This window comes from Thermoleptolyngbya sichuanensis A183 (genome assembly GCF_013177315.1).
GTDB classification, from domain to species: Bacteria; Cyanobacteriota; Cyanobacteriia; order Elainellales; family Elainellaceae; genus Thermoleptolyngbya; species Thermoleptolyngbya sichuanensis.
Genome location: NZ_CP053661.1, coordinates 5,296,367 through 5,310,563 on the forward strand (window position 1 = coordinate 5,296,367; position 14,197 = coordinate 5,310,563).

Consider the following 14,197-nt stretch of genomic DNA (forward strand, 5'->3'; position numbering starts at 1 on the left):
GACGCTTTTCTGAAGGTTTGTATTCTAGATTCGCAGCGAAACTCAACATTGCATTACAGTTTGCAATCTGTTTTTCTAGGAGAGTGCTTTAATGAATCTGTGAATTGCTGTGAATTGAACTGTTGTGCTGTGAATTGAACTGTTGCTTTGCTGTGCATGTTGGCTGTCCTAACGCATTCCGCTGAACTCACCGTGGACTCTAATCTTTCGTCGATTTCCTCCAGCGTAGATACCAGCGACAATTTGCCCCGCGAGGTGCGGGTTGCTCAGCTTCGCAATACTGTCGAAACGCTGCAAATGGCCGATGCGATCGCCAGCAGTGGATATCTGATTACCAGCGCCGAACTGGCCGACCTGATGGATGTCAACGCCAGCGCTGTTACCGGGCGGGGCGATCACTGGGTCTGGCGCAACTGGGTCGTCTCTCGCGTGCGCCGCGAAGGGAACCAGATTCTCTGGCAGCTAGAGCGAGTCGATTAGCCGCTGAGCGTTTGGGTTTGCGTAGGGACTTCCAGCCCCTCTTGCTCCCCGCCTCCCGACCTGGGAGCAGGGGTTGGGGGATGGCGGCAGATTGAACGTTAGACATCGCGCCGTGACACGACACGCCATTACACGGCCAGGAATTGCTGGATCACGTCGTTGCTCAGTTCGCTAGTCGGGCCAGAGGCGACGATGCCGCCCTTTTGCATGGCGTAGTAGCGGTCGGCCTGACGCACAAAATGCAAATGCTGCTCCACTAAAAGAACCGAAATCCCTGTGGAGGCAACGATCTGGCGCACGGCGTTTTCGATATCCAGGATGATAGAGGGCTGAATGCCTTCGGTGGGTTCGTCCAGCACCAGGAGTTTGGGCTTACCCATGAGGGCGCGGGCGATCGCCAACTGTTGCTGCTGCCCGCCTGACAGGTCGCCGCCCATCCGATCCAGCATGGTCTTTAGCACAGGAAACAGATCGTAGATATAGTCGGGAACCTGGTTGGTACTGCGCCCAGCTTTTTCTGCCCTTGCTTCGCGCCCCAGCAGCAGGTTTTCCTGCACCGTCAACCGGGGAATCACCTCGCGCCCCTGCGGAACGTAGCCAATGCCCAGTCGCGCCCGCTGGTCAGGAGTCCGTTCTAAGAGCGATCGCCCATCGAATGTGATATTCCCACTGCGCGGCTTTAGCAGGCCCATGATGGTCTTCAGCAGGGTCGTCTTGCCCACGCCGTTGCGCCCAATCAAGCACACCATCTGTCCCCGTGGCACGGTGAGATCCACATTCCGCAAGATGTGGCTCTCGCCATAATACACATTCAGCCCCGATACGCGGAGCATAGCGTCATCGGAAACGGCAGGCGCTTCGTAGGCGACAGCAGAGTTGGTTTGGCTCATGATGGCAGAGGGAAAGGGATAAGGGAGTATTGGCGCGATGGCGGATTGGTGTGGTGGAACAGGGCAGATTCCGAGCCGCATTTCTGACTTCGGAGGCCTGATTCCTGCCCTACACGCCTTCGACGACTTCTAGCAGTTCTTCGGTGTCTTGCAGGCTGATGGGGCCATCGGCATGGATTTCTTGACCCAGATAAACTTCGATCACGCGGGGGTCAGACTGCACTTCGTCGATGGTGCCTTCACAGAGGACGGAACCCTGGTGCAGCACGGTGACTGTGCCTCTGGCAATTTGGCGAACGAATTCCATGTCATGTTCGATTACGATGATCGAATGGCTCTCGGCCAAGGACAGCAGCAGTTCACCCGTGCGTTCCGTTTCTTCGTCCGTCAGCCCGGCCACGGGTTCGTCTACTAGCAGCAAATCGGGGGATTGAGCCACCAACATGCCAATTTCTAGCCACTGCTTTTCGCCGTGCGACAGCAGATTCGCTTTCATATCCGCTTTGTGTGACAGGCCAATGGTTTCCAGCAGTTCCGCGACCGTTCGCCGCTCAACGTTTAGCGTCTTGCGAAACAGGGTGTGAATGACGGACTTTTGGCGGTTGGCGGCTAGCTCTAGGTTTTCGCGGGTGGACAGGTTCAGGTACACTCGTGGCGTTTGAAACTTCCGCCCCACGCCCATTTGCGCGATTTCATGCTCAGCGTAGGGACGCAGATTCCGACCTTTGAAGCGCACCTGTCCTTCGGTGGGCTTGGTTTTTCCCGTAATGATGTCGAGAAAGGTCGTCTTGCCTGCACCGTTAGGGCCGATGATGACGCGCAGTTCGCCCTTGTCGAGGCTGAAGTTAAGATGATTGAGTGCCTTAAAGCCGTCGAAGCTAACGGTAAGGTCGTCAATCTCCAAGATTTTTTCGTTCATATTCAACCTCTGGGTCTTCCTCTAGGCTTGGGTAGGTAGATAGGCGAGTTTGCCCGGTGAGCTGCTTGTAAAGGTTCACGCCGCTGGTGCGGAGCCAGCCGATAATGCCGCTGGGCAACAGCAGCACCACCAGCAAAAACAAACCGCCCTGGAAAAATAGCCAAAAATCGGGAAACTTTTCGCTCAGCAGGCTTTTGGCTAGGTTCACAACCACTGCGCCCAAAATTGCGCCCACCAGCGTTGCGCGGCCGCCGACTGCGACCCAAATCACCATTTCAATCGAGAAGGCAATGTTCATCGTGTTTGGCGACACAATGCCCGATTGCAGCGTGAACAGAGCACCCGCGATTCCGGCCAGCGCACCAGACACAGCAAACACCAGGATCTTGAACCCCGTTGGGTTATAGCCCGTAAATCGAACGCGACTTTCATCGTCACGGATGGCCACCAGAAGGCGACCAAACCGGCCGCTGGTCAGCCATCGACACAGGGCGTAGGCCGCCACAACGAACAGGATGGTGATGATGTAGAGAATGTACTGCGTCCGGTTGTCCTTCACAGGCAATCCAAAAACCGACCGAAAATCGGTCAAGCCGTTGGTTCCGTTGAACAGCTTTTGCTGACCGTTGAAGAAGTTGAAAAAGATAATCGTGGCGGCTTGCGTCAGGATGGAAAAATACACGCCGCGAATCCGGTTTCGGAAGATGACGTAGCCCAGCAGTCCGGCAATGATGGCGGGAATGACGGCGATCGCCATCATGGAAAAAGGCGCAGAGTAAAACGGTCGCCAGAACCAGGGCAACTCGCTGACTCCGTAAAGCGACATGAAATCTGGAAGCCCGCTTCCTGGCGGCTGGGGCAGCTTTAGGTGCATGGCCAGGGCATAGCCGCCCAGCGTGAAGAAAATGCCGTGACCCAAGCTGAGCAGCCCGGTGAAGCCCCAGATTAGGTCAATACCGAGGGCAACAATCGCCAGCGCCAAGAATCGACCCATCAGGTTAAGGCGAAAGGCAGAAATCATCCACGGCAGCGCGAAGATGAGGAACAGGGCGATCGCCGCGACGATGGCAATTTCTATCAAGAGCGATCGCCGCTTTGCCAGGTTTACGGTGCGATTGGGAACAAAAGTGTCAACGGCCATGAGGATTGCTCAGGTAACGGCAACAAGAATCGGTGCAGAGGCAGACAAACATTGCTCAGGTAACGGCAACGAGAATTGGTGCAGAGCCAGACCAGATTGCATGGCTAGGCATCCACCGTGCGTCCTTTCTGCGGGAACATCCCTGCCGGACGAAACTGGAGAAACAGGACGATTAGCGCAAACACCATTACCTTTGCCATGCTGGTGGTGGCGAAAAAGGTGAAAAAGTCCTTGATAAACGGGATATTGGTCAAGTTTGCCAGCATCCCCGTGCCAATAATGTAGTCCGTAATGCCAATTGCCATCGCGCCGACAATCGTGCCAATCAGCTTGCCTACGCCGCCCACAACCACCACCATGAACGTATTCACGATGTAGTTTTGCCCCGTGTTGGGGCCAACAGAACCCAGCAGGCTGAGGGCGCACCCAGCGATACCCGCCAGCCCCGACCCCAAGGCAAACGTGAGCGCGTCCACAGTGCGGGTGGGAATGCCCAGACAGGCGCTCATGTTGCGGTTTTGGGTGACAGCGCGAATCCGCAGCCCCCAAGCCGTGCGGTTCAGAAACCAGTAGACCCCCAGCACACACAGCACCGTCAGCACCATGATGAATAGGCGTGTGTAGGGAAGCTGGTAGTTGCCCAGGGGAATACCACCGCGCAGCCAAGCGGGTGCGGTCACGTCTTTGTTTTGTGCGCCAAACCAGGGTTGTGTCACGGCTAGCCCGTAGGTTCTGGCAAGGAGGTTGCTCGCGACAAGGGCGATCGCCCCCGACAGCGCCAGCAGCAGAGCCGTTGCCCAGCCCTGAATCCGCTCAAAATCAGGACGACGCTTGGCAATCCACTGTCCGCCAAAATACAAAACACAAAACAGAATTAGACCAAACACCAGTACCCAGTTCACACTGCGGACGAACTGCTGCAAAATCAGGCTCACGCCCCAAGTTGCCAGGAGCGTTTCTAGCGGTCGCCCGTAGAGATAGCGAATCACGCCCCGCTCCAGCAGCAGCCCCACCAGCGCCGCGACAATAAACGCCGCTATCAGCGCAAAAAAGATATAAGCCTCAAACAGCGGCCCACCGATTGCCCTGAACGCATTCTGCACCACGAAGGTCGTATAAGCGCCAAGCATCATCAGCTCGCCGTGGGCCATGTTGATCACGCCCATCAAGCCAAACACGATTGCCAGCCCCAGCGCCGCCAGCAGCAGGATCGAGCCAATGCTGACTCCGTTAAAAATACCGTCCAAAATACTCGCAACCACAGGCCCTCTCCCAATGAGTCAGCAATAGGCAACCCGTTACCTATAGCTCAGCTATAGCCGAGCTAGGTAAAGAAACTCTCGCGGGCCACGCCCGCGAGAAATCTAAGAAACCAGTGACCTATCTCTAGATCTGGAACTTGCCCGGATCGCTGACATCGGTTCTCGTCCAATCGCAGGCAAAGCCCTTGGTTTCTGCAACGTATTGGTTCCAAGGCACCGGATCGACCGGGGCGGGCGTGGAATAGACAATTTCAAACAGGCCGTCATCCCGCACTTCACCAATCCGAACCGTCTTGGAAATGTGGTGATTGGGGAACATCTTCACCGGGCCGTGGGGCGCGGCAAATTCTTGACCGTAGGCAGCAGAGCGCACTGCTTCTAGGTCAGTCGGTGTGCCCTCTGCGCCAGCTTTTTCAACTGCCTGCTTCCAGATGTTGACAGAGATGTAGCCCGCTTCCATCGGGTCGTTGGTCACACGATTGTCGCCATACTTGGCTTTGAAGGCATCCACAAACTTCTTGTTTTCGGGCGAATCGACCGTCATAAAGTAGTTCCAGGCAGCAGCATGGCCAAGCAAGTATTCCTTGCCGATGGCCTGCACTTCTTCTTCTGCGATACTCACCGACATGGTGGGATACTTGTCCGGTGTGAGGCCTGCGCCTTGCAGTTGCTTGAAGAAGGCCACGTTGCTGTCGCCGTTCAGCGTGTTGTAGATGACACCGCCGTTGGGCAGAGCCGAACGAATCTTGGCGATAATCGGCGCAACTTCAGTGTTGCCCAGGGGTAGGTAGTCTTCGCCAACCACCGTGCCGCCCTTGGCAGCCACTTGGGCTTTGATAATCGTGTTGGCGGTACGGGGGAACACGTAGTCCGAGCCGACCAGATAGAATTCCTTGCCCTTGTTTTCCAGCAGCCAGTCCACCGACGGCTCGATTTGCTGGTTAGGCGCAGCACCCGTATAGAAAATGTTCTTGGAGCATTCCTGCCCTTCATACTGCACCGGGTAGAACAGCATGTGGTTCTTTTCTTCAAACACGGGCAGCACCGCTTTGCGGCTAGCAGAAGTCCAGCAGCCAAAGATAACGACGACCTGATCTTGATCAATCAGCTTGCGGGCTTTTTCGGCAAAGGTGGGCCAATCCGACGCGCCGTCTTCAACGATAGGGATAATCTGCTTACCCAGCACGCCGCCTGATGCGTTAATTTCATCGATGGCAAGCAGCGTAGAATCGACCACCGACTTCTCAGAGATGGCCATCGTGCCGCTGAGCGAGTGGAGGACACCCACCTTGATGCCATCCCCTGAAGCAGGAGTCGTTGGCGAAGATGCATCCGCAGCAGGGGAACTTGCCGTAGTGGTAGTAGAGGGAGCACAGGCCTTGAGCAACATGCTAGCTCCGAGTGCGGCGGAGCCATAGACCATAAATTTCCGACGACCAAATAGCCTTGTCATGCAACACGTCTCCTCATCGCGAGGGGGCGAAATGAACGATTAATCATACTAGGGTGTGATGTTAGGTCTGTAGACCCTTGTCATTTGTGCTTTAGGCTACAAAACTAAAGTTCTTAAGTTTTTATAAATCTGCTTTCAGACCTTATTTCTGCACTTTGGCGGAGTCATCCCTGTCGTTTGGCTGAGTTGGCGTTTGGCTGAGTTGGCGCGGCGAGCTTTGCCTCTCTAGACCTCTTTAGACCGCTTTAGTCTAGTTCTAGCCAGCTTTATGCGTCTTTTTCGACCGCTTCTTTTCTAAGGTTGGAAATGTCCCAGGCGCGATCGCCCTCGGCTCGTCGATCTTCTGCGTCTGCCTGCAAAATGCGCTCCAGGTCTTGGGCCAACTGGCGCGATCGCGCAATCAGAGCGGTGTCATCGTCTTCCATCGCAGCTACATCACGCAGCACCTCTTCATCGTGCTGTTTGAAAATTTTCGCGGTCCGATGCGCCCGATAGGAGCGCACGCCCATCAGTTTGAGCGCTTCTACACCCAGATCTAGTGCGGAGCTAAAGGTTTCCCGCTGGATCACGTCTACGCTGTTGCGGATGAGTTCGTAGGCATGGCGGCGATCGCCCAAACAAGATCAAGGATACGGTTTGGGTTGCCCATGCGCTTGATTGAGGAACGCTATCGATTCTAGGGCATTCTTAATTAGGACTTACGCAGTTGGACAATTTCTCGCGGGCGTAGCCCGCGAGAAATTGTCCAGACCCCAGAAAGCTTATTGCAAGTGCGTAAGTCTCATCAATCCCAAAGATAATCTTAAGAAGAAACGGCTTCGTTTGATGCAGCATTGCGGCAGCCGAATTAGCACTACGGCGCAACGTCCCGCTGTTTCACCACTCGCCCAGGGCTGACAAAAGAAATGCCCTGAGAAGACGAAGTGCTGATCATGACCGCTTCAATCACGGGTTCTGAAACAGCCGTTTCTGCTACCCAGTCCACCAAAAAGTTTGCGCCCGCGCCGCCGCTCACATCGTTTGCTGCCACAAAAAAGCTGACCGAAGCCAGCGGCCCCAGTTTCGATGGCTCCGTAATATCCTGACGAATCATCTCACCCTCAGAGTCGAAGTAGCGCACGGCAGTAATGATAATGGCGTGTTCTGCATCGGTATTGCGAATGCTCAGCGTGGCCGACAGGTTGACCGCATTGCGCGGGTTGTTATGATGATAGATGTGCGAATAGACCGGAACATAAACCGTCTGTCCGTCGATGATTTTCTCAGGATTTAGAAAGACGGGTTGAAGCGTTGCCTCTTGCTGAACGATCGTCGCTGGCAGTTGCTCTGGCGGCTGGGTGGAACAGGTCATCCCTGTCATCGCCAGAAGGATTCCGCAGATCGCTGATAGGAATTTCGCTGGTTTACCGGAGCGCATCTTTTTGCGAGTTTTTGAGATCTGCTTTGAGACTTGTCACCACGTTCTTGCTTGCGTTCGAGATACAGTGCCTTCTGCTTGTTGCTATTATTGCGGAATTCTGGTTCAAATTCCGTTCTTGGGGAGCGATCGCCCTCATCCTCATTCCGTTCAAGCCGACGGTTGCAAAGACGGTTTGCCCATGTGCAGCTCAATAAACTGCACAATAGTTTCTAGCTCCTGATTGATCTTCAGATTTGTAAAGACAAACGGCTTGTTGCCGCGCATCTTGCGGGCATCGCGCTCCATCACGCCCAAGTCTGCCCCCACCAGCGGAGCTAGGTCGATTTTGTTAATCACCAGCAGGTCAGATTTCGTAATGCCCGGGCCGCCCTTTCGGGGAATCTTGTCCCCAGCGGCCACATCGATCACGTAGATCGTCAAATCCACCAGTTCCGGGCTGAAGGTAGACGCGAGGTTGTCGCCGCCGCTTTCCACAAAGATTAAATCAGGCTGAAACTGCCGCTCTAGCTGTTCGATCGCCACCAAGTTAATCGAGGCATCTTCGCGAATCGCCGTGTGGGGACAGCCGCCCGTTTCCACGCCCACGATGCGATCGCCCGTCAGCGCCTCACTCCGCACCAAAAACTGCGCGTCTTCCTTCGTATAGATATCATTCGTCACCACCGCTAGGCTATACGTCTCCCGCATCGCCTTACACAAGCGATCAACCAAAGCCGTCTTTCCAGAACCCACAGGGCCAGCAATACCAACACGAAAAGTATTCATCAGAGTCTCTTTTATCGCTCTTCGTTCTTCTTTTTTCGTTCTTCTTTTTTCGTTCTTCGTTCTTCTTTTTTCGTTCTTCGTTCTTCTTTTTTCGTTCTTCGCTCTTCGCTCCCACCCAAATCTATCATCGTCGCATTTCTGGTTTCTGATCTTTGTAATCCATCGCACGACTCATCAACAATTCTCGATGGCGAATCGTGCTGAGGACCACATCCCAGGGAAAGGTAAAAGACTGAAACGAAGCCTGGGAGATGCGGTCGGTGTCAAGGTCGGTCACGACTTTGTGAAACATTTCAAATAGAGCCTGGCGCAGAGATTCCAGTTCCTCCGGGGTGCTTGCCTGTTCTACTTTTTCGAGCAGCGCCAGCACCTTGAGGTTGTACATATCAGCACGATTTTTCTGGCGTTCATCCAGCCAGCGGCGAAATTGCCACAGACTAGACGCAGCTAGCACCGCAAAGGACAGCAGAAAGCCCATGACCTCGGCATATTCCACCAAAAAGGCGGGTTCGTCCTGGTTGTAATAATCGCGAGCGCCAGGATGCAGCGACAGACCCAGATTTTCGCGGGCATCGGGCAGGCGCATGAGCGCAGCACGGGGATACTGGCTGACCAGTTCGTTGCGAAATTCAAACAGGGTTTGGGTAATCACTTTGGCGATCGCTGGTTCCAGATCCCGCCGCGTTACCAAAATCGCTCGCAGCCCCACAGCGGGAATATCTTCGTCAGGAATCGGCAGCGCCCCGTCGTAGGTGCCTTTGGGAATTTCGCTGGCTTCCAGCACGGGCAGCGTCAGCCGCATGGATTCCGCCTGGTCGATCGGCACGAGCTGCGCCTGGGTGCGCTGGAGCAGACCCCGCACCGAAGGGCTACCCAATGCAATCACACGAAACAGCGCGTCGATCTCGCCCGCTTGCAGCTTTTCGTAAGATTCGGCGGTAGTCATGGGCAGCGGGCGAAAGTCGCTGTCCATAAGGTTGTAGTGGGTCTGGAAGTGCTTGAAGATGGGGTAGGAGCCGCTGCCCTGGGGCGGAACAGCGACCCGCTTGCCGCGCAGGTCGGTGAACTGGCGAATGTTGGCGCTGGGCGCGGCAATTAGGTGGCAGATTTCGGGAAACAGGTAGGCGATCGCCTGCACAGACGGGTCTAGCGACGTGTCGCCTTGGATAATGCCTAAATCCGCTTCGCTCTCAGCCAGCAGTTTCGCATTTTGCAGGGAGCCGTCGGTTTCCAGCACGCGAATCTGAATCTTGGGTTCGTGGGCAGCGACCACGCTCGACAGCGCCGTAGCAAAGGCGTAGTATTCTCCGTCTGCGTTGCCCGTGGCAATGGTGAGCGAATAGACCCGCTGCCGCTCGATCGTCCACTGGGCCGCAAAGGCGATCGCTCCCAACACGCTCAGCACCACAATTGGAATTGCAAACTTACTCTGCATAGGCTCTGACCGAATGAGATAATACTCGATCCAATAGGGCAACGACCCGACGAACACCAGATGACAGAAGTGGCCACCTACAGTTCTAAATGCGTTGAATCGAAAGCTGCTTGCATTCTTGACCGCCTTTGCTGACCGAACTGAACTCGGTGGACTAGCTTTAGAGACTTGCCTTAAAGACTTGACAATGACTCCAGAAAACATCTCAACCCATGAGAATTGAGCAGGGCAATTGGATTGAGCAGATCGCGCATCAACCAATCTGGGTTCAGGTTGCAGTTTACACGCTGACCGTGCTGACGATTGGTCGGCTAGATCATCTCCTGGGTTCAGATATCGTGCTGTCCCTGTTCTACCTAATTCCCATCGCCTGGGCAGCTTGGTGTTCGCCGCAACCCGTTGCTCTCTATACCACGTTACTTAGTTTTCTGGTAATCTTCCTTGTAGCCGAGTATTCCAGTGGATTTGTCTACACTGAAACAATTAGTTCCCTCTGGCGGAGCGTCACGGAACTCGGGTTTTTTCTTGTCACCAGCACGCTGATCACGAAACTTCGCAAAACACAGGATCGGCTCCGCTGGCTGTCTAGCATGGACGAGCTAACCCATGCAATCAATGTTCGCGTGTTTACCGAGAAGCTGGCGCAGAAAATCGAGCGATCGCGCCGCTATGCTCGCCCGTTCGCCATTGCCTATCTCGATCTGGATAACTTCAAGCAGGTCAACGATCAGGGGGGGCATCTGGAGGGCGATCGCATTCTAAAGCTCGTGTCTCAGGTGGTTCGAGACAGCATCCGCAAGACCGACCTGCTTGCCAGACTCGGCGGGGACGAATTTGCCCTGCTGCTTCCTGAAACCGATCTCAGCGCTGCCAAGACTGCCATTTCCCGAATTCAGACACAGCTTGCAATCACCATGCAGGCAGAGCAAAGCCCTATCACCGTTAGTATTGGCGTTGTAGTTTGTACCCAGCCGCCCTCTTCCCAGACCATGCTGATTCACTATGCTGACCAGCTTATGTATCAGGTTAAGCACAGGGGCAAAAACGCCGCCCAGTTTGCGATGTATCCCGACGCGAACGCCCCACGGCATAATAGCGAGTAATGCTTGCAATTTCTTGAGGCGGCTGTCCTAAAACGACTTTTCTGAGTGACTTTTCTGAATGAGTGCGCCAATATGAGTGCGATCGCCCCTTCTGCCAGTGCCTTTGCCAGCCGCCCCGCCGCTCCCCACCCCAGCGACCACTTCGCAATTACGTTTGCGCCCCTGTCGCTGCCAGAGATTTATGACCTGGCCGATGACCCGGCCAATGGCGCAGTGGTGGTCATGAGCGGCATGGTGCGTCAGGAAACCGACGGTAAGCCCGTCATCGCGCTGGAATACCAGGCCTATGAGCCGATGGCGCTGAAGGTGTTTCAGCAAATCGCCGCCGAAATTCGCGCCACCTGGCCCGATGTGAGTCATGTCATCATCCATCACCGCACAGGCAAGCTGGTCGTTGGCGAAATCAGCGTGCTGGTTGCCGTGGGCTGTCCCCATCGTGCCGAAGCCTTCGCCGCCTGCCAGTACGCCATCGACACGCTGAAACACAACGCCCCCATCTGGAAAAAGGAACACTGGGCAGACGGCTCCACCAGTTGGGTCAGCATTGGCGCGTGCGAACAGTCGCCCACAGGCTGTTAGGAAAAAGCCCAGATGTCGTGTCTAGGGTCACCTTAAGGAAGGTTAATCATCCAATTACGAGACGTTAATAACGAGATTAAACTCGCTTAATCTCGCCGTGGGATCGTTTGTGAGGCATTCATTTATCATCGAGCGCCTCCAAATCGCTTCAACAAAACCTATGGCTTTTCAACTGCAAATTCTGCACGCTTCCGACATGGAAAGCGGTCTCCCGGCTTTCACCGATGCGGTTAATTTCTCTACAGTGATTAACGCGCTGAAGGATGACTACACCAACACCATAATCTTGTCTTCGGGTGATAACTACATTCCTGGCCCCTTCTTCTCTTCTGGGAGCGATCGCGCTCTCCGAAAAACCACCTCATCCCCTGCTCCCGGCGATGACTATACGTTCCGCGAGGGAGTCGGGCGCGTCGATATTGAAATCCTCAACCAGATGGGATTTCAGGCTTCTGCCTTGGGCAACCACGAATTTGACCTGGGTGAATCGACCGTTGTATCTCTAATTCGGCGCGATCGCGAATATCGGGGCACGGTTTTTCCCTACCTCAGCAGCAACCTGAACTTCACCGATCCCAATCCGGGAGACGATGGCACTCCCAGCCAAGACTTTGTGCTAGAAGATTTGGTCGTTGCGGATGGACAGCCCGCAGCCCCCAACAGCATTGCAAAAAGCACCGTGTTGACAGTCAACGGCGAACGGATTGGGGTTGTCGGCGCAACGACTCCGACATTAGGGGTCATCTCCTCACCCGGCCCAAATGTTGAAATTCTGCCGCAGCCCTTTGGCGCAAACCCCAGTGCGGCTGAGCTAGATGCCCTCGCCGTAGAAATTCAAAAATCGGTCGATGGGTTGACTGCTGCTGGCATTAACAAGATTGTGATTGTGGCGCACATGCAGCAGTTGTTCATCGAGCGGGAACTGGCCAGACGGCTGCGCGATGTAGACGTGATTATTGCGGGGGGTTCCCACACCCTGCTGGCAGACAGCACCGACCGACTGCGCCCTGGCGATACGGCAGGCGGCATTTACCCCTTGGTGGAGGACTCTCCAACTGGGCCTGTGCTGGTGGTCAACACCGACAGCAACTGGAAGTATGTCGGGCGGCTGGTGGTGGAATTTGACAACGACGGCAAAATTGACCTGTCAAAGCTCGATCCCAATGTCAATGGGGCCTATGCCACAGATACAGCCAGCGTGGCTGCGCTGACGGCCGTCAACCCCGGTGAACCCGATCCAGAAGTGGTGGATTTGCTTGGCAAGCTACGAACCATCATCAACACCAAAGACAGCAATATTTTTGGGAAGACTACAGTATTTCTCAACGGCACGCGCAATTCGGTGCGGACGGAGGAGACGAACCTGGGCAACCTGACGGCGGATGCCAACTTGTTCGTAGCAAGGCAGGTGGATTCCTCTGTGGTGATCTCGCTGAAGAATGGCGGCGGCATCCGCGACAACATCGGCGCAGTGTCCCCCACTCCGGGCGCAACCGACCCCAGCGATATCGTGACTCTCCCTCCACCAGCTAACCCGGAGGCAAATAAACAAGAAGGGGATTTGTCGCAACTGGACATCGAAAATTCGCTGCGCTTTAACAATGGCTTGAGCCTGATTACCGTCACAGCGGCACAGTTGAAGGAAGTGCTAGAGCATGGTGTTTCGGGCGTTGGGCCGGGACGAACCCCTGGCGCGTTTCCTCAAATTGGCGGCATCTCCTTTAGCTTCGATGCCAGCAAGACGGCCCAGCGACTCGCGAGCGATGGCACCGTGACCACGGCCGGAGAGCGCATCCAGTCGGCGGCGCTGACGGATGCCAATGGCAACTTTACGCAAATCATTGTTCGGAACGGTCAGCTTGTGGGCGATCCGAACCGCACCTTCCGATTGGTGACGCTCAGCTTTTTGCTGGGAACGAGTTCGCTAGATTCCAGCGGGGATGGCTATCCGTTCTTCCGGTTTGTGCGAGAAAACCCAACCCTGGCGAATCGGGTGGATTTATTAGGCGAGACGAGTATTGACCTGAACCGGAATGGCGTGATCGACGGACCAGTGAGCCTGCCGGATGGGGTGGCGACGTTTACAGATGCAGGTAGTGAGCAAGATGCGTTTGCAGAGTTTCTGGCTCAGAGCGGCACGTTTACCAAGGCAGACACGCCCGCAGAGCGCGATCGCCGCATTCAGAACCTCGGCGTTCGAGGCGACAACGTGTTTGGGGTTCAGCTTGTGGGCACCAACGGCCGCAACCGTCTTGTCGGCAGATTTGCCAACGACCTGCTGCAAGGGCTGGGTGGAGCCGACGTGCTAAACGGGCGGCAGGGCGACGATTTGTTGGAGGGTGGACGTGGGGGCGATCGCCTCAACGGTGGCCCTGGCAAAGATGTGCTGGTTGGCGGGCTAGGCCGCGATACCTGCATTGGCGGAGCGGGCGCAGATACCTTTGTGCTGACGCGCGGCGCTGGGTTCGACACAATCGTGGACTACAAAGACGGCGTAGACAAGATCGGTCTGTCGGGCAATTTGCGCTTCGGCAATCTGCGCTTTACCGATACCACTCGCGGTGTTCAGATCCGGGCTGGTAATGACCTGCTGGCGGAGTTGCTAGGCGTGCGAGCCAGTGCGCTCAACCGCACCGACTTTGTGACCACGTTTGCGACCGCAGAGACGTTCGCTTGATGCGGGTCTGAAGCCAGCCTATAAAAGCGCATAAGAGGCACGGCGCGATGCGCCGTGCCTTTTGCATTTGCGA

General features: G+C 55.3%; 12 protein-coding genes and 1 pseudogene. 4 read left to right on the top strand and 9 right to left on the bottom strand.

Features of this window, described 5'->3' with window-relative positions; all coding sequences use genetic code 11:
- Positions 1-237 precede the first annotated feature (237 nt).
- A pseudogene (locus HPC62_RS21985) lies at positions 238-480 on the top strand (hypothetical protein); the annotation flags it as partial.
- Between the two features lie 128 nt (positions 481-608).
- Here HPC62_RS21985 and urtE read toward each other — a convergent pair.
- From urtE to HPC62_RS22030, 9 genes are all read right to left on the bottom strand, one after another.
- Positions 609-1,313, bottom strand: coding sequence for an urea ABC transporter ATP-binding subunit UrtE (urtE, locus tag HPC62_RS21990; RefSeq protein ID WP_172359113.1), 705 nt, complete (start codon positions 1,311-1,313; stop codon positions 609-611).
- A 166-nt stretch (positions 1,314-1,479) separates the two neighbouring features.
- The gene (gene urtD, locus HPC62_RS21995) at positions 1,480-2,289 is read right to left on the bottom strand and encodes an urea ABC transporter ATP-binding protein UrtD (protein ID WP_172358529.1); all 810 of its coding nucleotides are present in this window, start codon (positions 2,287-2,289) and stop codon (positions 1,480-1,482) included.
- Entirely contained in the window at positions 2,264-3,430 is a 1,167-nt protein-coding gene (gene urtC, locus HPC62_RS22000; protein WP_172358530.1) for an urea ABC transporter permease subunit UrtC, read from the bottom strand. Before urtC ends, urtD begins: the two co-directional genes overlap by 26 nt.
- Before the next feature lie 104 nt (positions 3,431-3,534).
- Positions 3,535-4,692 carry an urea ABC transporter permease subunit UrtB gene (gene urtB / locus HPC62_RS22005; RefSeq protein WP_172358531.1) on the bottom strand — a complete coding sequence of 386 codons (1,158 nt, stop codon included), beginning with the start codon at positions 4,690-4,692 and terminating at the stop codon, positions 3,535-3,537.
- Positions 4,693-4,816: 124 nt separating this feature from the next.
- Positions 4,817-6,145 (bottom strand): urea ABC transporter substrate-binding protein, encoded by a 1,329-nt coding sequence (urtA, locus tag HPC62_RS22010; RefSeq protein ID WP_172358532.1) that lies wholly within the window; start codon positions 6,143-6,145, stop codon positions 4,817-4,819.
- Positions 6,146-6,411: 266 nt separating this feature from the next.
- Positions 6,412-6,762, bottom strand: coding sequence for a hypothetical protein (locus HPC62_RS22015; protein WP_172358533.1), 351 nt, complete (start codon positions 6,760-6,762; stop codon positions 6,412-6,414).
- Between the two features lie 236 nt (positions 6,763-6,998).
- Positions 6,999-7,496: a DUF3124 domain-containing protein gene (locus tag HPC62_RS22020; protein WP_205370952.1), complete on the bottom strand. Its 498-nt coding sequence runs from the start codon at positions 7,494-7,496 to the stop codon at positions 6,999-7,001.
- Positions 7,497-7,712: 216 nt separating this feature from the next.
- Positions 7,713-8,330 (bottom strand): urease accessory protein UreG, encoded by a 618-nt coding sequence (ureG, locus tag HPC62_RS22025; RefSeq protein WP_172358535.1) that lies wholly within the window; start codon positions 8,328-8,330, stop codon positions 7,713-7,715.
- Between the two features lie 124 nt (positions 8,331-8,454).
- Positions 8,455-9,765, bottom strand: a complete 1,311-nt coding sequence (locus tag HPC62_RS22030) for a TAXI family TRAP transporter solute-binding subunit (RefSeq protein ID WP_172358536.1) — start codon at positions 9,763-9,765, stop codon at positions 8,455-8,457.
- Between the two features lie 212 nt (positions 9,766-9,977).
- Here HPC62_RS22030 and HPC62_RS22035 point away from each other — a divergent pair, with 212 nt between their 5' ends.
- The 3 genes from HPC62_RS22035 to HPC62_RS22045 all read left to right on the top strand — a co-directional run bounded on the left by HPC62_RS22035 (position 9,978) and on the right by HPC62_RS22045 (position 14,124).
- On the top strand, positions 9,978-10,868 hold the full coding sequence (locus HPC62_RS22035; protein ID WP_172358537.1) for a GGDEF domain-containing protein: 891 nt from the start codon (positions 9,978-9,980) through the stop codon (positions 10,866-10,868).
- Between the two features lie 72 nt (positions 10,869-10,940).
- Complete coding sequence (locus HPC62_RS22040) at positions 10,941-11,447, top strand: molybdenum cofactor biosynthesis protein MoaE (RefSeq protein WP_172359114.1); 507 nt, start codon at positions 10,941-10,943, stop codon at positions 11,445-11,447.
- 160 nt (positions 11,448-11,607) lie between these two features.
- The gene (locus tag HPC62_RS22045; RefSeq protein WP_172358538.1) at positions 11,608-14,124 is read left to right on the top strand and encodes a 5'-nucleotidase C-terminal domain-containing protein; all 2,517 of its coding nucleotides are present in this window, start codon (positions 11,608-11,610) and stop codon (positions 14,122-14,124) included.
- Positions 14,125-14,197: the final 73 nt, after the last annotated feature.